Source organism: Rhizobium sp. BK313, from assembly GCF_014193655.1.
Taxonomy (GTDB): domain Bacteria; phylum Pseudomonadota; class Alphaproteobacteria; order Rhizobiales; family Rhizobiaceae; genus Rhizobium.
In genome coordinates this window covers 424,590-445,464 of record NZ_JACHZQ010000002.1, presented here as the reverse complement: position 1 = coordinate 445,464, position 20,875 = coordinate 424,590, and the positions used below count along the sequence as shown (strand labels likewise).

The following is a 20,875-nucleotide window of genomic DNA, read 5'->3' as shown; positions in this document are numbered from 1 at the left end:
TGCTGATCAGCTATAGAGACTGACGGCCGGAATCTTGCCGTTCAACACGAACTCACCGACTTCCTTTGCCTTGTAGAACACCGGATCGTGCAGCGTGTGGGTGCGGACATTGCGCCAGAAGCGGTCGAACCGATAGTGCGACGCGGTGGAACGGGCGCCGGTCAATTCGAAGACGCGCGAGGTGACGTCGAGCGAAACATTGGTGGCGTGCACCTTCGCCGCATAGGCTTCCGCCGCCGCTTCGCCCCGCTCGCGGGCCGTAACTTCCCTGCCGCGCGACAGCGCCGCCTCAACGGCTTCCGCGGCACTGTCGGCGAGTGCAGCCGAGGCTTTCAGCGCGGCGGTAAACTCCCCGACCCGCTCAAGGATATAGGGATCATCGGCAGCCTTCTCGACGCCGGATGTGATCCACGGCCGGGTTGTCGAACGAACATAGTCGAGCGCCGCCTCAAACGCACCTTCGGCGGTGCCGAGGTAGAAATTGACGAAGACGAGCTGGATCAGCGGCGTATTGAAGGTCGAAAGCACCGGCGGCGGTGCATCCGGTTCGGAGGGCGGCGCAATGAAATCCTCCTCATAGACCGGAAAGTCGCGGAACTCGACGCTACCGCTATCGGAGAGCCGCTGGCCGATATTGTCCCAATCGTCGTTGGTGACATAGCCCGGCCGATTGGTCGGCACGGCGAAGCTGGCGATCTTGCCGTCGAGCGTGGCGTTGGCATTGATATAGTCGGAGATATGGGCCGCGGTCGAAAAGGATTTGCGGCCATTGAGCACGTAGGTGTTGCCGCGCCGGGTGAGCTCCAGACCCGGATCACGCGGATTGACGGCAGCGCCCCAATAATAGTTCTTCGCCACCGTCTCGACGCCGAGCGCATGGGCGCGGGCGGCATCCTCGATCGCCCAATAGATATATTGGCTGTTGACGAAGTGATAGCCGAGAAGCTGGCCGAGCGAGCTCTCACCGCGCGCGATGATGCGTACCAGCTTCAGTGCATCGACCCAATTCAGTCCGCCGCCGCCGATCTGCGAGCCATGCAGCGCGTTCAGCAGACCGGAATTCTTAAGCCGGATGATTTCCTTCAGCGGCGGCAGCCCTTCGCGGTCGAGCTCGGCCGCATGCCTCGCGAAATCGGCGGAAATTTCCGCCGCGGTGGACAACAATGCTTCCCGTCCAGTGCTATGGGTGGTGGCGAAGACGACATTGGATTGGCTCATAATGAACTCCTGATCCCTAGAGCGGTTCAGCGTTTCACGGAATCGCTTTCCCGCTCTATCCCTTTGTTTCACGCAATTCCGGACGGAAAACCGCTTCGCACTTTTCCTGGAATTGCTCTAGAAATGATGATGCAGCGGCGCCGAAAAATGCGCCGCCGCACGCGTCCTGTTGCAGACCTCAGAACAGCTTGTCCGGAATCCAGCTTGCCGTTGCCGCATCGCTGGTGCTGAAGGCCGGAATCTTGGCGGCCAGATCCTCGATGGTCTTGACGCCGGCAGCCCGCAGGCTGTCCTGGGTCAGAAGCGTCGGTTTGATGGTGATCTGGTGCGGAATCTCCTGGCCGGCGATCTGCAGAGCGGCCGCACGCACGGAGACGGCACCAACCACGGCAGGATTGGTGGCGACGGTCGCAACCCAGGGGCTTCCCGGCTCGGTGATCTCCTGGATATCGGCGGTCGAGACATCTGCGGAATAAATCTTGATTTTGTCGGCTATGCCAAGGTCGCCGGCTGCGAGCTTCACGCCGCGGGCGAACTCGTCATAGGGCGCAAAGACCACCTTGATATCCGGATTGGCGGTCAACGCCGCTTTCGCCTGATCGGCGGTGCTGGTTGCGGTCGTGTCGCTGACATTGCCGAAACGCGCCTTTTCGACGACGCCGGGATTGGCGGCCTTGAACTTGTCCCAGACCTCATTGCGACGATCGAGCGGCGCGAAACCGGCGACATAGACATAGCCGGCGGCAAAGCTCTTCCCGTTGTCCTTCACCACCTGGTCGAGCGCCTGCTCAGCCAGTTCATGATCGCTCTGCTCGACCTGCGGAATCTTCGGATTGTTGAGATTGACGTCAAAGGCGACGACCTTGACGCCTTTATCGAGTGCCTGCTGCACGACGTCGCCGAGCGATTCCGGCAGGCCGTGGTCGATGACGATACCGCTCACCCCAAGATTGACGGCCTGGAGAATCTGCTCGCGCTGCTCGGCGGCATCCTGGCGGCCGGGGAAGACGCGGAGATCGATGCCGAGCGCCTTGGCCTGCGCTTCCGCACCCGCCTGATAGGCCTGGAAGAAATCGCCGGCGGAGATGTAGCTGATCAGCGCCAGCTTGACGCCGCCCTTGTCAAATGGCGCCGGCGCACCGGCGATGCCGTCGGCATGGGCCGATTGCAAGAAGACGAATGGAATGACGGCGGCAGACAGAGCGAGCCGTGCGAGAGATTTCATCGTCGTGTTCCTTATGATCGATCTGGAGCGTCGTCTGACAGGCAACGGGTTCCCGGCGACGCGTCAATCTATTAGAAATAATCTCTATATTTTTAGTAGACTAAATGATCTGATTTTTGCCGCTTCCGGAGATTCTTTGTTCCACCTGCAGCTTTGTCCCGGAAATGACGTGCCTGGAAGTTCAATCGCAGCCCGGGGCATTATCGGGCGAAACCGGAAAACGCTGTATGCCCCTGCTCCAAGTCGAAAATCTCACGCGCAGCTTTGGCTCGACGCGCGCGCTTGCCGACGCAACGCTCTCCATCGAGCGCGGCGAGATCGTTGCCCTCATGGGTGCGAACGGCGCCGGGAAGTCGACGCTGGTGAAAATATTATCCGGCTCACTTCCCGCCGATGGCGGCAGGATCAGCTTCAAGGGACAGAGCTTTGCCCCGGCAAACCCGGCTGAGGCGACAAAAGCAGGGATCGTCACTGTCCATCAGTCGACCGATCTCGTCGGGCCTCCCGGCCTGACCGTCGCGGACGCGCTGCTACTCCATCGTTTCGCGGATCGCCGGGTGCCGTTTTTCGTCTCGCGCGCCGGCATCCGCGCCCGGGCACAAGCTGTACTGGATATCGCCGGCTTCTCTCTGCCTCTCGATCGGGATTTCGGCGATCTGCCGGCGGCGGACCGGCAATTGGTGGCGGTGGCGCGCGCATTGGCGGATCAGGCCGACCTGCTGATCCTCGACGAACCAACGGCAAGCCTCTCCGGGCAGGAAAGCCACCGCCTGTTCGATATTCTCCTGCGACTGAAGAGCCAGGGATTGGCGATCCTCTATATCTCCCATCGCACAGCGGATCTGGACGCTATCGCAGATCGCGCGCTCGTCATGCGCGGCGGACAGGTCGTGGGCTCGTTTGTCCGCCCGATCGACTTTCCGGCCGCCATCGAAACCATGATCGGCCGCAAGCTGCAATCGGCGCGGCCGGGTACGCGCAGTGTCGGCGGCAAGCCGGTCTTCGAAATGCGCCATACGCGCCTGCTGCCGAATGCCATCCCATTCGATCTTTCGCTGCACGAGGGCGAAGTCGTCGCCATTACCGGCGTGCTCGGTGCCGGAAAAAGCCGGCTCCTTTCGGCGATCTTCGGCGTTACCCAACTCATCGAGGGTGAAATGCGCCTCGATGGCAAACCCTATCGGCCGCAAAATCCAGCGCAGGCAATCGCCGCCGGCGTCGCCATGGCCGCGGAGGATCGACACCGGTCCTCGCTAATGCCTGCCGCCTGGCCCGGCAATTCGGTCGCCGGCACGATCAGTCTGCCCCATCTCGGCCGCTGGTATCCGAGCGGTCTCCTGTTCGGCAGCCGTGAGCGCCAGGAAGCGGAGAAGGCGATCGAGCGGCTACGGATCAAAGCCTCAGGGCCTCTTGCCTCCGTCTGGACGCTCTCGGGCGGCAACCAGCAGAAAGTGGTACTGGCCCGTTGGGAAGCAGAGCAAAGCCGGCTTCTGCTGCTCGACGAACCTTTCCAGGGCGTCGATGTCGGCGCCCGGCATGACATCATCCAGGCGATAGGCCGCCGCAGCGATCGCGCCACGCTGATTGCCACCTCCGACCCGGAGGAGGCCTACGAGGTGGCCGACCGCATTCTCATAATCGACCGGCACAGCCTGAACCCCATTGCCGATGCGGCAAACCCACACGCTATCGAGGACATTCCGGCATGACATCCGTGGACAATGACAGCTTCCCGCAGCCGGCGGAACGGACCGAGCCGGTGTCCGCTGGTCCGGCAATCGGCTGGTTCGCCGGCGTCAGCGCCATCCTGCGCTCCGGCGCGGTTTTCATCCTGCTCGCTCTCCTCATCATCGGCTTCACGGCGGCGCAGCCCGCCTTCATCAACATCAACAATCTCATGAGCATCCTGCAGGCGGTCTCCGTCGTTGCCATCCTCGGCGCCGGCGTCACGGTGACACTTGCCGTCGGCGGGTTCGACCTCTCGATCGGCGCAGTCGCCGCATCGAGCGTCATGGCCGCAAGCTACGCGATGATCGTTTGGCAGCTTGACGCCTATGCCACTGTGCCATTGGTGCTCGCCTTTGGCGCTGCGATCGGCCTGATCAACGCCTTCATCATCGTCCGGCTGAAGGTGCCCGATCTCCTGGCAACGCTATCGATGATGTTCCTGCTTTCCGGCCTGCAGCTCATCCCGACCGCCGGACGCTCGATCTCCGCCGGACTGATTCTGCCCGACGGCTCCAAGGCTGCCGGCAGCTACGATCCGCACTTCCTGCTGATCGGCCGCTACAGCCTGTTTGGCGTCGTTCCGGTCTCCGTCGTCTTGATGATCCTTGTCGCCCTGGTGCTGTTCGTACTGACCGAGCGGACCCGCATCGGCCGCCTGCTGTTTGCCACCGGCGGCAACGAGGTGGCAACGCGGCTCGCTGGAGCATCGACGACAAGGCTGAAAACGCTGGCCTATGTCATATCCGGCACACTTGCCTCGCTCGGCGGCATCGTCATCGCCGCCCGCGTCGGTCGCGGCGACGTCTCATCCGGCGGTTCGCTGCTGATGGATGCGGTCGCTGCCTCGCTGATCGGCTTCGCTGTATTGGGTCTGCGCCGCCCGAACGTGCTTGGCACCATTGCCGGGGCTGTCTTCGTCGGCGTGCTGCTCAACGGGCTGACGATGCTGAACGCCCCTTATTACACCCAGGATTTCGTCAAGGGCGCCGTGCTCGTCGGCGCGCTGGCCCTGACCTATGGCCTCGGGCGAAACGGCGAGCGCTAAGCACGAGGCGTCCTCCGAAGAACTTTTCTCTCAGACCGTGCCTTTTGGAATAGCGTTCCTCTTTATTTCACTAAATATATCTAATTTGTAGATTATAACGGAGAGGCATTCCATGAACCACGACCAGAAATCCGGCTTTGGACGCCGGGAGATCCTGAAACTCGCAGCCGTCGCCAGCGCAACGTTTGCAGGCGCCGGCCTTTTTGCCGGGCAGTCGGCTGCAGCCGGCGATGACGGCTTGTCGCTGAAGGGAAAGCGCATCGCCATCAGCGCCACGGGCACCGATCATTATTTCGATCTGCAAGCCTATAATGCTCAGATCGCAGAGGTGAAAAAGCTTGGCGGTGAACCGATCGCAGTCGATGCGGGCCGCAATGACGGCAAGCTCGTCGCGCAACTTCAGACGCTGATTGCGCAGAAGCCGGATGCCATCGTCCAGATTCTCGGTACCCTCAGCGTCATCGACCCCTGGCTGAAAAAGGCCCGCGACGCTGGCATCCCGGTGCTGACCGTCGATGTCGGTTCCACGAATTCGATCAACAACACGACCTCGGACAACTGGGGCATCGGCAAGGATCTTGCCTTGCAGCTCGTTTCCGACATCGGCGGCGAAGGCAATATCGTCGTCTTCAACGGCTTCTACGGGGTTACGCCCTGCGCGATCCGCTACGACCAGCTCGTCAACGTCGTCAAGTATTTCCCCAAGGTGAAAATCATCCAGCCGGAGCTGCGGGACGTTATCCCGAACACGGTCCAGGATGCTTTCACCCAGATCACCGCGATCCTCAACAAATATCCCGAGAAGGGGTCTATCAAGGCGATATGGTCCGCCTGGGATATTCCGCAGCTTGGCGCGACCCAGGCTCTCGCGGCCGCCGGGCGTACGGAAATCAAAACCTATGGCGTCGACGGAAGCCCGGAAGTTCTGCAGCTCATCGCCGATCCGAATTCTCCCGCGGGCGCCGATGCAGCCCAGCAGCCAGCCGAGATCGGTCGCACGGCGATCCGGAACGTCGCCAAGCTGCTGGCCGGCCAGACCTTGCCACGCGAAACCTATGTGCCCGCGCTGCTGGCCAACAAGACCAATGTCGCCGAGGTCACCAAGAAGCTCGGTATCGGCTGAACATTTGGCCGGTGATGCGGCTGCGGCCGCATCACCGCATCCCATTGGATCGATGAAATGACCGTAGCCCTACCTCCGCAATCCACAAACTCCAATGACCACGTCATTCACTTTGATCGTATCGTGAAGCGCTTCGGCGGGGCGCAGGCGCTTGCCGGAGCCTCCCTCACCATACGTCGTGGCACGGTTCATGGCCTCGTTGGCCAGAACGGCGCCGGCAAATCGACGCTGATCAAGCTTCTGGCGGGATTGCACAGGCCGGATGAAGGGCGGATCGAGATCGAAGGCACAGCCTTCGATCATCTGACGCCACATCTTGCCGAGTCTCTCGGAATCCATTTCATCCATCAGGACCGGCTGCTGGTGCCGACCTTTACGGTCGGTGAGGCACTGTTTCTCGGTCGCGAACCTCGAATTGCCGGCACGCCGTTTCTGGACCGCCGGCGCATGCGGCGCCACGCGCGCGAAATTCTGGCCAACTATTTCGGGGTGGATCTGCCCAGCAACGTCTTGATCGGGGAACTTTCGACAGCGGAACGGCAGATCGTGCAGATCACCCGCGCGCTTCTGAACCAGCCAAAGGTGCTCGTCTTCGATGAGCCGACCGCGGCGTTGATCCGGCGAGAGGCCGACATTCTCTTCCGTTTGATCCGGCGACTACGCGACGAAGGCGTGACGATCATCTACATCTCCCACTATCTCGGCGAGATCGAGGAGTTGTGCGATCATGTAACAGTGCTGCGCAACGGCCTCGACGTCGCCTCGGTGCCGATCGCAGAGACGTCGGCAGCCGCCATCGCGCGTTTGATGGTCGAGCGCGACATCACCGAAATGTTCCCGAAACAGCTTATCGAACTCGGCGAAGAGATCCTTAAGGTCGAGCGCCTGACTACGCCGAACCGCTTTGCCGACATCAGCTTCACGCTTCGCCGCGGGGAGATACTCGGCATCACCGGCCTTTTGGGCTCCGGCGCAAAGGATCTGGTGCGCACCTTGTTCGGGCTGGAGAAATCCGCTTCCGGTCGCATCGAAGTTGCGGGCAAGCCGGCACGACCGCTTGGTCCCGCGCAGGCGGTCGGCCAGCAGATCGCCTTGGTGCCCGAAGACCGTCGCGGCCACGGCGTCGCACTCGACCTGAGCCTCGCGGAAAACATTACGCTGTCGAGCCTTTCCCGCTACACGCGCTTCGGCTTTCTGGACCGGAAGCGCGAGCGCCGTGACACCGACGACCTCATCAAGAGGCTCCAGATCAAGGCTGAAGGACGCGACACGCTGGTGCGCACTCTCTCGGGCGGCAATCAGCAGAAGGTGGCGATCGCCAAATGGCTGAGCCACCATTCGGAAATCTATCTCCTCGATGAGCCGACTGTCGGCGTCGATATCGGTTCGAAGGTGGAAATCTACACCTTGATTGGTGAACTTGCGGCTCGTGGGGCGGGTATCATCGTCCTCTCGTCGGATCTGCCGGAGCTGATCAGCATAACCGACCGTATTCTGGTGCTCTTCCGTGGCCGGGTGACCCGCGAATTCATCTCATCGGAAACCACAACGGATGAGGTGCTGGCGGAATCGACCGGCGCGTCGGAAGGGTTGCGCCATGTCGGTTGACATTCAGTTCGCTCCCGCCGCTAACCTGGCCACAAAGGAAACTCCGAACCGCTCGGCCGGCAATGTCGCCGCCGCTGCCCTACGCTTCGGCTCGCTTATTGCCTTTGCCGTCATCCTTGCCGTCTTCTCGTTGACGGCCCCTTATTTCCTCAGCATCGGCAATATCGGAAATGTGCTCGGCCAGTCGGCCATCTCGGGCGTGCTCGCCATTGGATTGACCGTCGTTCTGATCGCCGGTGGCGCCAATGTGGTCACCGGCGGCATCGATCTGTCGCTCGCCGCCAACATGGGCCTCAGTGCAGCCGTCTATGCCAGCCTCCTGCAGCTTGGCTACGGCGATCCCGTGGCGATCCTCGCAACGCTGCTGGTCGGACTGGCGATCGGCGCGGTCAACGCCGCCGCCGTCGTGCTGGCCGGCATCGTACCCCTGCTCGCCACGCTTGCCGTCATGAACATCGTTGCCGGTCTGGAACTCGTGCTGACGCAAAATACGGTCCTGCCGGCTTCGAGCGATTTTCTGACGGCGCTGTCCGCCTCCGACGGCTTCGGTATTCCGGTGCTTGCCTATGTGCTCCTCGGCTTTGCCGTGATTGCGGCGGTCATCGTGCAGAATACGCCACTTGGCCTGAGGCTTTATGCCGTGGGCGAGTTTCCGGATGCGGCACGTGCAGCCGGGTTGCCGCTCAAGCGCTTGCTTGCCGGCGCTTTCGTTGCGAGCGGATTGTGCGGCGGCATTGCCGGCATTCTTTCTGTCTCATATCTGAGCGGCAGCACCACCGGCTCCGGCGAAATGCTGCTGCCGGTCGTTATCACCGCTCTTCTCGGTTCGGTCTTCTCCCGTCGGCTCGTGCCGACGATTACCGGAACGCTGCTGTCGGCCTTGCTGGTCGGATTCCTCGTCAATGGCTTCCAGCTCCTCAATCTACCGAGCACGCTGGTCAGCGGCATTCAGGGCCTCCTCATCCTCATCGTCGTTTCGGCGACGACATTGCTGCGCAAGCGGGAGATCTGAAGGTGTCGCTTTCGAATTCAACCCTTCCGTCGCAGGCCCGTTCGCATCGTCCTCTCGCCATTCTGGCGCGCTATGGCTTGATCCTGGCGCTTGTCGCGGTCTTTGCGATTTTCTCCGCGACGACACCCACCTTTCTGACCCCGGCCAACCTCCAGAGCATTCTGGTCAACAATTTCACGTTGCTGGCCATCATTTCCATCGCCATGACCTTCGCGGTGTCTGCCGGCGGGATCGACCTGTCGGTCGGAACGGCGGTGGATTTTGCGAGTTTCGCTTTCGTGTCTCTCGTACTTTCCGGGCAACCGGTGGCGTTCGGCCTGCTGGCCGGTCTGGTGGCGGGAGCCGCGGTCGGTGCATTCAATGCACTCCTGATTTCATGGATCGGGGTCTCGCCATTCCTTGCAACGCTCGGCACATTGTTCATCGGCCGCAGTGTGCAGCAATTGCTGACGAATGGCGGGAACCCGGTCTATCTGCCGCCCTCCGGGGTGCCAGAGGCATTTCGCTTTCTCGGCCATGGCAGCATCGCCGGCTTTCCGGTTCCGCTCGCAATCGCCGTCCTCATCATCGTCGCCGCCATCGTGCTCTTCACGCGCATGCGCTTCGGCCGCGTGGTTCTTTCGATCGGCATCCAGCCGAGCGTCGTGCGTTATTCCGGCATCGGCCTTGGCGGCCACGTTGCCGTGACCTTCATTCTTGCCGGGCTGATCGCGGCCGTCGCAGGTCTCATTCTGACCGCGACCGTCACGGTCTACATTCCCTCCTCCGGCAATGCCTTTCTCCTCAACGCTATCGGAGCCACCTTCATCGGAACGACGCTCTCGCCGCTTGGCCGTCCGAATGTCGCAGGAACCGTTCTTGGCGTTCTGCTTCTCAGCATCGTTGCCAACGGCCTCTTGCTGACCGGCCTGAACTTCTACTGGCAACAGGTCGGCACGGGCACTCTCATCTTTGCCGTCCTCGCCTTCAGCTTCATCAACAGAAAAACCGTCGGCGCCTGAAACGGTGCTCGTCCAATATGCAGGAATAACGATATGAGCCGCGAAATCAGGCTGAACGCCTTCGACATGAACTGCGTGGGCCACCAGTCCCCCGGCCTCTGGCGGCATCCGCGCGATCAGTCGTGGAAGTACAAGGATCTCGACTATTGGGTCCATCTCGCCAAGACCCTGGAGCGCGGCAAGTTCGATGGGCTCTTCATCGCCGATGTGCTCGGAGTTTATGATGTGCTGAACGGCAATGTCGACGCCGCTCTGCGCCATTCGGCACAGGTGCCCGTCAACGATCCCCTGCAGCTCATTCCGACCATGGCCCATGTGACCGAACATCTCGGCTTCGGGCTGACGGCATCGCTCTCCTTCGAACATCCCTACACCTTCGCGCGCCGCATCTCGACGCTTGACCATCTCACCAAGGGCCGGGTCGGGTGGAACATCGTCACCTCCTATCTGAACAGCGGCGCACTCAATATCGGCCAGGCGGCACAGACCAAGCATGACGACCGCTACGACCTCGCCGAGGAATATCTTGAGGTTTGCTACAAGCTCTGGGAAGGAAGCTGGGAAGATGGCGCTGTGGTGCGTGACCGCGAGACCGGCATCTTCACGCATCCGGAGAAAGTCCATCCGATCCATCATTCCGGCAAGCAATTCACCGTACCGGGCATTCACTTGAGCGAGCCGTCGCCGCAGCGAACACCAGTGCTCTACCAGGCCGGCGCCTCCAGCCGTGGCAAGGATTTTGCCGGAGCCCATGCCGAGTGCATCTTTGTCGCCGCGCCGTCGAAGACGGTGCTGAAGCGTTACGTTGCCAACGTCCGCGAGGCAGCCGCGCGGGCCGGACGCAATCCGCGCGAGATCCTCGCCTTCAACCTGCAGACCGTGATTCTCGGCGAGACGGACGCGGAGGCAAAACGTAAGTTCGACGAATATCGCAAATACGTCTCCTATGAAGGCGCGCTGACACTGATTTCCGGCTGGACGGGTATCGACTTCGGCCAGTTCGCGCCCGATGAACCGCTTAGGCACCGCTATACCAACGCCGTGCAATCGGCTGTCGAGACCTTCACCACTATTGATCCGGACAAGGTCTGGACGGTGCGCGAGATGGCGGACTGGGTCGGCATCGGCGGTTTCGGCCCGGTCTTCGTCGGCTCGCCACAAACCGTCGCCGACCTCCTGCAGGAATGGGTCGAGGATACGGATGTCGACGGCTTCAACCTTGCCTATGCGGTGACACCGGAAAGCTTCGAGGATGCCGTTGATCTTCTTGTCCCGGAACTGCAGAAGCGCGGCGTCTACAAGACCGACTATCGCCAGGGAACATTGAGAGAAAAACTCGGTGGCGCGGGCCCCCGGCTGCAAGCACCTCATCCCGGCGCCGCCTACCGCAATCTGCAGGAGGGGCAGATCATGAGAGCCAAGGCCGGCTGAGGCTCCATCCATCACCTATTATGGTTGGACACGGCGACGATATAACAGCGATGACATTCTGCATGGTGCGTCGCGGCTATAGCGTGTAAAATGACAAATGCGTAAGCGCTTAGTGTATAGCCGAAGCCAAAGTCCGAGTCGCGCGTTTCAACCCGTTGAATAAGTAGCCGCGGATCATGGAACTTATCGTCGCCCTTGGCCTGATCGTCTTTAAGGTCGCGTTTCTGATTGCGGCCCTCCTGCTGCTGCCCTTGCCGCTAACCTGGCTGGAACGCAAAATCGCCGGACATATGCAGCAGCGGATGGGGCCGATGCGTGTGGGGTGGCACGGACTACTGCAGCCGATGGCCGATGGGATCAAGCTCTTAACCAAAGAGGATCACATTCCGGCCGAGGCCGACCGCTTCCTGTTCAAATTGGCCCCCATCCTCGCGCTTGTCCCACCCTTTGTGGTGTTCGTCGCGATCCCCTTCGGCGAAACCGTCTCGGTCCTCGGCGCCAAAATCACGCTCTACGCCTCCAATATGAACGTGGCAATCCTTTTCGTTTTCGCGGTGATCGGGATCGAGGTGTATGGCGTCATCTTCGGCGGCTGGGCCGCTAACAGCAAATATGCTGTCCTGGGCAGCCTCAGGACCTGCGCACAGATGATCAGCTATGAGATCCCGATGGGGTTCTCGGTCATTGGCGTGGTGATGCTCGCGCAATCCATGAGCCTGCTCGAGATCGTGCGAGCGCAAGCCGATGTCTGGAACATCGTCTATCAACCGATTGGCTTCTTCGTGTTCTTCGTCGCCGGACTGGCCGAAGCGCAACGCATTCCTTTCGATCTGGCGGAAGCGGAAGGCGATCTGGGGGCCGGGTTCCATACCGAATATAGCGGGATCCGCTTTGCGTTCTTCATGATCAGCGAATATGCCATCATGTTGCTGGTGTCGGTACTGGTGGTGATCCTATTCTTCGGCGGCTGGAACGGCATACTGATCCCCCTGCCACCGCTCCTCTGGTTTCTGCTCAAGGTGGCGTTCTTCGTCTATCTGTTTATATGGCTCCGCTTCACTTTCCCCCGCTACCGCTACGACCAACTGATGGCGATCGGATGGAAAGTCTTGCTTCCTCTGTCGATCGCGAACATAATTATAACAGGGATGGCTTTCTTTTAGGGGCCAAAGCGGCTCCGCAGCGGGGCGGCAATGTCGCGCGCACAAAACACACTCGGAACATGGATCGGCTGGGCATTCTTCGCCGACCTGGCGAGAGCCTTGGCTTTGACTTTCGGCTACATGTTCTCCAGATCCGTGACCATGCAATATCCCGACAAGGAAAAATGGTTGCCCTACTCGCGCTACCGCGGGCATCACTTCCTGACGCGCGACGACAAGGGCGAGATCAAATGTGTGGCCTGCGAGCTCTGCGCACGGATTTGTCCCTGCGACTGCATCGAAGTCGTCCCCTATGAGGATGAGAGGGGCAATCGTCACCCGGCGAAATTCGAGATTGACACGGCCCGGTGTCTGTTCTGCGGGCTGTGCGAGGACGCCTGCCCCGCGGACGCCATCGCGCTTGGCCAGCAGTACGAATTCTCGAGCTTTTCCTCCCGTGACCTAGTGATCGGGCGCGACGATCTGCTCGGCAAGCCGGGCAAGGCGGCAACCGGCGGCGGCGTCGTCACGGCGCGGCTGAACACCCAGCAGGGCGTTCTGGTCGAGACGAGCGAGCCGCAGGGTTATAACTGGTGGCGGAATATCCGGCGAACGTGAACGCCTGCGTCAAGCCGGAGCGTGCAGACAGGAGGCTCAGATGCATGTTTGCCAAATCTTGAAGAACAAATCTCTCGAACTCATCTCGATCAGGCCGGATCGGCCGATGGTGGAAGCCCTACGGTTGTTTCGGGACAACAACATCGGCTTCGTGGTCGTCGGCCGTAAGCCTGGGGAATGTCTGGGCACGCTGTCGGAGCGGGACTGCTGCAATGCAGTGGCTGAATACGGAACCGAGGCGCCCATGATGCGGGTCGCTGACATCATGAACCGCAAAGTGGCGACCTGTTCGACAGAGGATTTGCTGCCCTATGTGATGGCGGTCATGACCAAACGACGTACGCGCCATGTGTTGGTCATGGAAGGCAGCACCCCTATCGGCGTTGTCAGCATCGGCGACGTGGTTAAGCACCGGCTCGACGAATCGCTGCACAACGAGCAGGCGCTGCACGAATACATTGCCGGGGTCGGTTATCATTGATGTTGCAGGCCCTAGGTGCTGACGCGGCGCCTAGGGCAAGCCGTCGATGGGGCTCATCATGCCTCGCTCAGACGTCAGGTCTCGCCTCGACGACGACGACGGTTGGAATCTGAAAGCCCGCGTGCGCCTTTTGAACGTCCACCGGACAAGGGTATTCGCCCCGTCGCATTAGCCTGTTGAGACGTAGCGCTCGGTAGTTTTCGGGAACGAACACGAGGCCCGTGGGGAAACGTCTGTTGACTTTGAGCTTCGCCGTCAATTCGCCTTGAGCGGATCGCACGACCACCTGATCGCGATCCGAAAGGCCAAGTTGAGTGGCATCCTGTACACTCATCTCGACATAGGGATCGTCTGCGACTGTATTCAGGATCTCCGAGCGTTCGGAAAGATATCCATTGTGGAACAGGCAGTCGCCGGTGACCAGCATGAGTCGGTCGGCTGCTTTCGGGGCAGGCGGCGGCGCGAAGAACTCGTTAGCCGGCTCAGGCGGCGGCGCCGCTTTGGTGAATGCGCCGTCGGCGCCAAGCCCGTCCTGCGTCAATCCCTGGTAGGCGGGAACCAGGTGAGCGATCTCGGCAAAAATTTCGCCTTGCGTCGATGGCTGCAGCGTTCGGTTACGCAGCGCCGCGACGAAGTCGAAGATCGCCAGATTGCCGCGTGCCTCGAAGGCCGGCTCGCGGAATTTGCGAACCTTTTGCATCCGGCCTTCGTTGTTGGTGAAGGTGCCGGTTTCCTCGCCGTAACCTGCCGCCGGCAGGACGACTTCCGCCAAACCCGCCGTATCCGTGAGGAAGGTATCCTGCACAATCAGAAGATCGGTGGCGCCAAGCGCCCGCGTCACGAACTCCCTGTCGGGATAGGCGATCAGGGGGTCGCTTCCGGCGATGTAAAGCGCACCCATTCCCCCACCAACGCAGAGCTCCATTATGGCGTCGAGACCCGCACCGGGTTCGGATGGGATTTCGGTACCCCAGTTCCGCGCAAGAGTTGCGCGCGCCGCATCATCGTCGAGCGCCCGCAACCCCGGTAGAGCCGCCGGCAGAACCCCCATATCCCAGGCGCCCATCTGATTGGCACGGTCGAAGAGGAACTGCATGGCAGGACCCTTGCCGAGCAGGTGGAGAACCACAAGCAGGTTGTTGAGCTGCTGCAGAGTCGCACGCGCCTCGGGTGATCTTAGGAGATCGACGCTGACAAGCACGGTGACGCTCTTGCCTTCCTTGAGCGCGTTGGCCAGACGATCCGGCCCGTCACCGGCGGTGCTCGCCGCCGGCCTGCCGATTGTTACGCTGACGCCGGCCAAAGCATCGCCCGGCAAGGTCTGATCAGCGGCCGCCACGAGTTCGGCTACCACTGCCGCCAGGCTCGCCGCTTCTCCGCCCGGCGGTACGCGAACGACCACCCTGGCATCGGCGTCCAGACGGGATGGCCGCGCCGAAAGCATGAGCAATCCGGTATGCTGCCGCCGCGCGCCGTCCCGCAGCAGGTATTCGGTAACCGGGTTCTCTTCGGTGACGTTGCCGCCAACGATGAGCACGCAGTCGTTGCCGATCACGTCGTCGAGCGGTGCGCGGCTGTAGAAGCTTGCCGACAATGGTCCCAGTATATCGAAGGGCGTGGACCAGCGGCTCGAGCAATCAATGTTATTGGTGCGGAACACGGTCCGCATCAGCTTCTGGAACTGATAAAGCACCTCATTCGGCAAGCGCGGCGAGGCGAGCCCCGCGGCAGCCTTGCTCTCGACGGCCGACAGCCGAAGGCGCAGATAGTCCCCCGCTTCGTCCCACGAAACCGGCACCAGGGCGCCATCGCGACGGATCATCGGTCGCTTGACCCGGTCCTGGCTTACGACGAAATCGAGGCCGAAGCGTCCCCGCACGCAGAGCGTTTCGCGGTTGAGCCCCTCGTCCCATTTCGAGCGCACCCGCATGAACTCGCCCTTGCGCGTGCCTACCGTTAGCTGGCAACCGGTGCCACAATGCGGGCAGACCGTGTCGGTCTCGACAAGGTCCCAGGGCCGCGCCTTGTAGCGGTAGGGGAAGCTCATCAGCGCGCCGACCGGGCAGACCTCGACGCAATTGCCGCATTGATCGCAACTCGCGAGACTCCCTTCGAAGCCGGTGACGGCGGTATCCATGCCTTTTTCGACAGTGCCCAAGGCGACTGCGCCGACAACCTCCTCACACATCCGGACGCAACGCTGGCACTGGATGCAGCGGTTGACGTTCATGATGATGACCGGGCTCAAGCGGATGTCCTTGGAGTGGAATACACGTTTGTCATCGCGAAACTGACTTTCGCGGGGGCCATAGGCCATCACCATGTTCTGAAGCTCGCATTCACCGCCTTTATCGCAGATCGGGCAATCGAGGGGGTGGTTGGCGAGCAGCATATCGAGCATGGAAGAGCGCGTTTCCTCGATGAGCGGCGTGTTCGTCCGCACCACCATGCCATCGGTGACTGCGGTGGCGCAGGACGGCTGCAGCCGCCGCAATCCCTCGATCTCCACCAGACACATGCGGCAGGATGCCAGCGCCGGCAGGCGCTTCAGATAGCAGAAGGTCGGGATGTCTATGCCCAGACGCTGGGCGGCCTGCAGCACTGTCGAGCCGGCCTCGACTTCCAGCGTTTGTTCATTGATGGTAATGCTAACCATACTTCCTCGCAGCGCTATCCCAGCGCACTCCTTCAGTGAAGGGGCACCTTTGCTCCTCGATATGGGCAATGAACTCATCGCGGAAATGCGTGAGCGCTGCCCGCAATCCCATCGCGGCGCCATCACCCAGGGCACAGAACGTGTTCCCGAAAATGCCTTTGCAGAGCATGTCCAGCTGCTGGAGATCGCCGGGAGCGCCCTCGCCTGCCTCGATCCGGCGCATGACCTTCACCGCCCAGTTCAACCCTTCCCGGCAAGGCGTGCACTTGCCGCAGGACTCATGGTGGAAGAACTCGACGATCCGGGTGGCGACCTTGACCATGCAGGTCGAGTCGTCGATCACGATAACGCCGGCCGAACCGAGCATCGAGCCGACGGCGGCCAGCGAGTCGAAATCCATCGCGACGTCCAGCCCGCTCTCGGGGATCACCGGCGCCGAGACACCACCGGGGATCACCGCCTTGATCCTGTGTCCCGGCAGCGGGCCACCGGCGTGGTCCTCGACCAGCTCGCGCAGTGGTATGCCCATCGGTAATTCGTAGAGCCCGGGTTTGCGTACCTGCCCGCTGAGGCAGTAGAGTTTCGGACCGGGGCTCTTGTCCGGGCCGATGCCCCGGAACCAGTCCGGCCCCCGCATGACGATGTGCGGCACGCAAGCGAGCGTCTCGACATTGTTGATCACCGTCGGGCTGGCGTAGAGCCCGGCCACGGCCGGAAATGGCGGTTTCAATCGCGGCTGCGCCCGCTTGCCCTCGAGCGACTCGAGCATCGCGGTCTCCTCGCCGCAGATATAGGCGCCGGCGCCACAGTGAATGTGTATCGCGAAATTGAAATCCGACCCCAGAATGCCCTTTCCGAGATACCCCTTTTCGCGAGCCTCGACGATCGCCCGCTCCAGGTGACGGATCGCCGTCACATATTCTCCGCGGATGTAGACATAGGCGATCTCGGCCCCGATCGCGTAGGCGCTCACCGCCAGCCCCTCGATGAGCTGATGCGGGTCGCGCTCCATGATGATCCGGTCCTTGAAGGTGCCCGGCTCGCCCTCGTCCGCATTGCAGCACAGATATTTCGGCTTGTCGCCCCGCTTCGGCACGAAGCTCCATTTCATGCCCGCAGGAAATCCGGCACCGCCGCGACCGCGCAGGTTGGATTGTTTGACGAGGTCGATAACCGCGTCAGGCGTGTGTTCGCGCAGCACCTTGGCCAGCGCCTGATAGCCGCCGCCGATCTCATAGGTCGACAGCAAATGGCTGTCCGGTACGTCGATATTTTTGAGAAGAACCGGCTCGAACATGGCGCTACTCTCCCGGCGGCCGCGTGGAGGCGTTCTCGACGCTCACTGCCCGCCCCACTGTCGCCCGGAGGCTCTCCAGGAGCGCATCTATCCGTGCGACATCGAGGTCGCCGTGGTAATTGTCGCCGACCTGCATCACCGGAGCCATCTCGCAGGCACCGAGGCACTCGACCGTCGAAAGCGTGAACAGCCCGTCCGGGGTGGTCTCGCCCTTCTTGATCCCCAGCACCGTTTCCAGATGCTTCAGCAGGTCTTCGGATCGGCGCAGCATGCAGGAGACGTTGTCGCAGAGCTGGAGGTGGAACATCCCAATCGGTTCTGTATGGAAGAGCGTGTAGAAGGTCGCAAGCTCGTAGACCCAGATCCGCTCGACACCAAGAATGTCGGCGATCTCCTCCAGCACCGGGCCGGGCAGATGACCATGCTCTTGCTGCGCGATCAGCAGCGCGGGCATGATCGCCGAGCGCTGGTCGGGATAGCGCGTGGCTGCCTCTTCGATCTTTTCGCGCATGGTCATCGCGTCTAAATCCTTACTACTTGTCCACCTCCGCCATCACGGGGTCGAGGCTGCCGAGCACGGCGATCATGTCCGCCAGGTAGCGGGCGTTGGTAACCCCGAAGAGCGCCTGAAGGTTGACGAACGAGGGGGCCCGCACCTTCATGCGGAACGGCTTTGGCGACCCGTCGCTGATGATGTAGAAGCCGAGCTCACCCTTTGGCGCTTCGATCGCCGAATAGACCTCGCCCTTCGGCACCTTGAAGCCGTAGGCCGACAGATCGAAATGCTGGATGAGCGCCTCCATCGAGCAGTGCACCCGATCCTTGCCCAGCGGGAAGGCGATCGTCGGCATATCGACCTGGAACGGCCCCTCGGGCATCTGCTCGATGCATTGTTCGATAATCCGGATGCTTTCGCGCATCTCGTCGACCCGGCACCGCCAGCGTGCGTAGCAATCGCCCTCTTTGCGGGTAATGACGTTGAAATCGAGCCGATCGTAAATTTCGTAGGATTCGTCGCGCCGGATGTCCCAGTCGACCCCCGAGGCGCGCAGGTTCGGGCCACTCACGCCGAGATCGATGGCGTCTTCGGCGGAGAGCACGCCGACCCCTTTCGTGCGCTTGAGGAACACCCGGTTATCTTCGAGCAATCGCTCATAGTCGCGAATCCGGTTCGGGAAGATGTCGCAGAACTCCCTGATCTTGGGAAGGAAACCGTCAGGCAGGTCCTCGCGCACCCCGCCAACCCTGCAGAAGGAAGTGTGCATGCGCGCACCGCTAATCATTTCCAACAGATCCATAATCATTTCGCGCTCGCGCATGACGTAAAGCAACGCGGTCATGGCACCGAGGTCCATCGGCAACGCGCCGGTGATCAGGAGATGGCCGGAGATCCGCGCCAGCTCGGCCATCATCACGCGGATATACTGCGCCCGCAGCGGTGCTTCTATGCCGAGGAGTTTCTCCACCGCCAGCGCAAAGGCCAGGTTGTTCGAAGGCGGGCAGAGATAGTCGAGCCGGTCCGTCAGCGGGAAAATCTGCGTATAGGTGAAGCTCTCCGCCAGTTTTTCGGTGCCGCGGTGGAGGTAGCCGATATGCGGGTCCACGCGTTGAACGTACTCGCCGTCCAGTTCGAGGACGAGCCGAAGCACCCCATGAGTGCTGGGGTGCTGCGGGCCGAGGTTGAGAAGCACTTCCCTGGTATTGAGCGCTTCGCCTTCTGGCCTGCTGAGCTCGGTGACTTCGGTCATCTCAACTTTCCGGCGTCAAACGGCCTCCCTTACGGAATGTCTCTGGTGGCGAGGTCGGGCTGTGTTGGCGGCGGACCTTCGGCACCGAATGGATTCAACTGATCCTTGTAGCCGCGCAGGGGAAAATCCTTGCGCTGGGGGAAGCCCTCAAAGCCCTCCCACATATAGATCCGGCGCAGATCAGGATGCCCCTCGAACCTGATGCCGTACATGTCCCAGGCCTCGCGCTCATGCCAGTTGGCCGTGCGCCATACGCCCGTGACCGAGGGGACCTGTGGGGGATCGCCGAGCCGGCACTTGATGCGAACCCGCCACCTGTTGGGCAGCGAATAGAGGTGATAAACCGCCTCGAACCGAGGCGTTTCGGGATAGTGATCAACCCCGCAGATGTCCGAAAGGAAATTGAACTGCAGCGCCGGATGCTCTTTCAGAAAACGGCAGAACCCGACGATCTCCGCAGGCGGAACAGCGAAGGCATCAATGCCGTGCACGGCGCCGAGATCCTCGATTGCTCCCCCGAAACGCTCCATGATCAGAGCGCGATTGAGGGGCGGCTCCACGCTCATGACGTTGCAACCCGATCGAGAGGCGTCCCGGCCAGCGCGCGGGACCTCTTGATCTTCTCTTGAAGCAGTAGGAAGCCATGCATCAGCGCCTCGGGCCGGGGCGGACAGCCCGGCACATGCACGTCGACGGGCACGAAGGTTTCCGACCCCTGCACCACGGCGTAGGTGTTGTAGACCCCGCCCGAAATAGCGCAGGTGCCCATTGCGATCACCCAGCGCGGTTCCGGCATCTGGTCATAAAGCCGCCGCACGACCGGCGCGAATTTCCGGGTCACGGTGCCAGCGATGATCATCACATCGGACTGGCGGGGCGACGGCCGAAAGACCACGCCGAACCTGTCGAGATCATAGCGCGCGCACCCCGCCGAGATCATCTCAATGGCGCAGCAGGCAATTCCGAAGGTCTCGGGCCACAGCGCCGATCTCCGGCTCCAGCCGATAATGCTGTCGGCCGTGGTGAACAGGACGCTGTCGCGGATCGCGTTGTTTACGCCTCCCATTCCAGCGCTCCCTTCAGCCAAGCGTAGGCGAAGCCCACGAGAAGCAGCAACATAAAGACGAACATCTCGACATAACCGACCAGCCCGATCTCTTTCAGGACGACGGCCCAGGGAAAGAGAAACATCGCCTCGACATCGAACACGACCAGCAGGATCGCAAGGATAAAAAACTGCACCCTCAAGCGGCCCCCGGCGGCCTCGCCAGCCGCGTCCATGCCGCATTCATAGGGCATGTTCTTCGCCGGATAAGGATTGGACGGGCGCAGTAGCGAGGAGACGAACAACGTCCCCCCGGCCACCAGAACAACTCCAGCGACCATGAAAAGTACCGGCAAGAATTCCATTGCAGTCATATCGCACTGCACCGGTCACCCAACTGGGGCTTTCCTCGGGCGGAAATCGGCCTCGTTTGAGACCCGTCGTGCGGTCGCCTGGGAAGTGGCTTGGGCAATCCTTTCCTGAAGTGCCAGTTTATT

The 20,875-nt window shown here is 61.5% G+C and carries 19 protein-coding genes; 10 read left to right on the top strand and 9 right to left on the bottom strand.

The window, feature by feature from the left end:
* Window positions 1-6: 6 nt before the first annotated feature.
* Entirely contained in the window at window positions 7-1,218 is a 1,212-nt protein-coding gene (locus FHT86_RS14395) for an acyl-CoA dehydrogenase family protein (protein WP_133707482.1), read from the bottom strand.
* 178 nt (window positions 1,219-1,396) lie between these two features.
* Window positions 1,397-2,443, bottom strand: coding sequence for a substrate-binding domain-containing protein (locus FHT86_RS14390; RefSeq protein ID WP_133707481.1), 1,047 nt, complete (start codon window positions 2,441-2,443; stop codon window positions 1,397-1,399).
* A gap of 227 nt (window positions 2,444-2,670) precedes the next feature.
* Between FHT86_RS14390 and FHT86_RS14385 the strand changes: the two genes are divergently transcribed.
* From FHT86_RS14385 to FHT86_RS14340, 10 genes are all read left to right on the top strand, one after another.
* Window positions 2,671-4,152, top strand: coding sequence for a sugar ABC transporter ATP-binding protein (locus FHT86_RS14385; RefSeq protein ID WP_133707480.1), 1,482 nt, complete (start codon window positions 2,671-2,673; stop codon window positions 4,150-4,152).
* On the top strand, window positions 4,149-5,216 hold the full coding sequence (locus tag FHT86_RS14380; protein WP_133707479.1) for an ABC transporter permease: 1,068 nt from the start codon (window positions 4,149-4,151) through the stop codon (window positions 5,214-5,216). The genes FHT86_RS14385 and FHT86_RS14380 overlap by 4 nt, the downstream gene beginning before the upstream one ends.
* 112 nt (window positions 5,217-5,328) lie before the next feature.
* Window positions 5,329-6,339 carry a sugar ABC transporter substrate-binding protein gene (locus tag FHT86_RS14375; RefSeq protein WP_133707478.1) on the top strand — a complete coding sequence of 337 codons (1,011 nt, stop codon included), beginning with the start codon at window positions 5,329-5,331 and terminating at the stop codon, window positions 6,337-6,339.
* Window positions 6,340-6,396: 57 nt separating this feature from the next.
* Window positions 6,397-7,947 (top strand): sugar ABC transporter ATP-binding protein, encoded by a 1,551-nt coding sequence (locus FHT86_RS14370; protein ID WP_133707477.1) that lies wholly within the window; start codon window positions 6,397-6,399, stop codon window positions 7,945-7,947.
* Complete coding sequence (locus tag FHT86_RS14365) at window positions 7,937-8,959, top strand: ABC transporter permease (RefSeq protein ID WP_133707476.1); 1,023 nt, start codon at window positions 7,937-7,939, stop codon at window positions 8,957-8,959. The genes FHT86_RS14370 and FHT86_RS14365 overlap by 11 nt, the downstream gene beginning before the upstream one ends.
* Window positions 8,960-8,961: 2 nt before the next feature.
* The gene (locus FHT86_RS14360) at window positions 8,962-9,960 is read left to right on the top strand and encodes an ABC transporter permease (protein ID WP_133707475.1); all 999 of its coding nucleotides are present in this window, start codon (window positions 8,962-8,964) and stop codon (window positions 9,958-9,960) included.
* Between the two features lie 33 nt (window positions 9,961-9,993).
* Window positions 9,994-11,391: an LLM class flavin-dependent oxidoreductase gene (locus FHT86_RS14355; protein WP_133707474.1), complete on the top strand. Its 1,398-nt coding sequence runs from the start codon at window positions 9,994-9,996 to the stop codon at window positions 11,389-11,391.
* Between the two features lie 176 nt (window positions 11,392-11,567).
* Window positions 11,568-12,554, top strand: coding sequence for an NADH-quinone oxidoreductase subunit NuoH (gene nuoH / locus FHT86_RS14350; RefSeq protein ID WP_133707473.1), 987 nt, complete (start codon window positions 11,568-11,570; stop codon window positions 12,552-12,554).
* Window positions 12,555-12,584: 30 nt separating this feature from the next.
* Complete coding sequence (locus FHT86_RS14345) at window positions 12,585-13,151, top strand: NADH-quinone oxidoreductase subunit I (RefSeq protein WP_133707472.1); 567 nt, start codon at window positions 12,585-12,587, stop codon at window positions 13,149-13,151.
* A gap of 40 nt (window positions 13,152-13,191) precedes the next feature.
* A complete protein-coding gene (locus FHT86_RS14340; protein WP_133707471.1) occupies window positions 13,192-13,632 on the top strand; it encodes a CBS domain-containing protein in 441 nt (146 codons plus the stop codon).
* Between the two features lie 67 nt (window positions 13,633-13,699).
* Here FHT86_RS14340 and nuoG read toward each other — a convergent pair whose 3' ends face one another.
* From nuoG to FHT86_RS14305, 7 genes are read right to left on the bottom strand one after another with little or no spacing between them, the layout of a single operon-like run.
* Window positions 13,700-16,288, bottom strand: coding sequence for an NADH-quinone oxidoreductase subunit NuoG (gene nuoG / locus FHT86_RS14335; RefSeq protein ID WP_133707470.1), 2,589 nt, complete (start codon window positions 16,286-16,288; stop codon window positions 13,700-13,702).
* Window positions 16,281-17,585, bottom strand: coding sequence for an NADH-quinone oxidoreductase subunit NuoF (gene nuoF / locus FHT86_RS14330; protein WP_133707469.1), 1,305 nt, complete (start codon window positions 17,583-17,585; stop codon window positions 16,281-16,283). The genes nuoG and nuoF overlap by 8 nt, the downstream gene beginning before the upstream one ends.
* Window positions 17,586-17,589: 4 nt before the next feature.
* Window positions 17,590-18,102, bottom strand: coding sequence for an NADH-quinone oxidoreductase subunit NuoE (gene nuoE, locus FHT86_RS14325; RefSeq protein ID WP_133707468.1), 513 nt, complete (start codon window positions 18,100-18,102; stop codon window positions 17,590-17,592).
* 16 nt (window positions 18,103-18,118) lie between these two features.
* Window positions 18,119-19,333 carry an NADH dehydrogenase (quinone) subunit D gene (nuoD, locus tag FHT86_RS14320; protein WP_133707467.1) on the bottom strand — a complete coding sequence of 405 codons (1,215 nt, stop codon included), beginning with the start codon at window positions 19,331-19,333 and terminating at the stop codon, window positions 18,119-18,121.
* Between the two features lie 29 nt (window positions 19,334-19,362).
* Window positions 19,363-19,899 (bottom strand): NADH-quinone oxidoreductase subunit C, encoded by a 537-nt coding sequence (locus tag FHT86_RS14315; protein ID WP_133707466.1) that lies wholly within the window; start codon window positions 19,897-19,899, stop codon window positions 19,363-19,365.
* Window positions 19,896-20,399 (bottom strand): NuoB/complex I 20 kDa subunit family protein, encoded by a 504-nt coding sequence (locus FHT86_RS14310; protein WP_133707465.1) that lies wholly within the window; start codon window positions 20,397-20,399, stop codon window positions 19,896-19,898. Before FHT86_RS14310 ends, FHT86_RS14315 begins: the two co-directional genes overlap by 4 nt.
* Window positions 20,387-20,752 carry an NADH-quinone oxidoreductase subunit A gene (locus FHT86_RS14305; RefSeq protein ID WP_133707464.1) on the bottom strand — a complete coding sequence of 122 codons (366 nt, stop codon included), beginning with the start codon at window positions 20,750-20,752 and terminating at the stop codon, window positions 20,387-20,389. Before FHT86_RS14305 ends, FHT86_RS14310 begins: the two co-directional genes overlap by 13 nt.
* Window positions 20,753-20,875 lie beyond the last annotated feature (123 nt).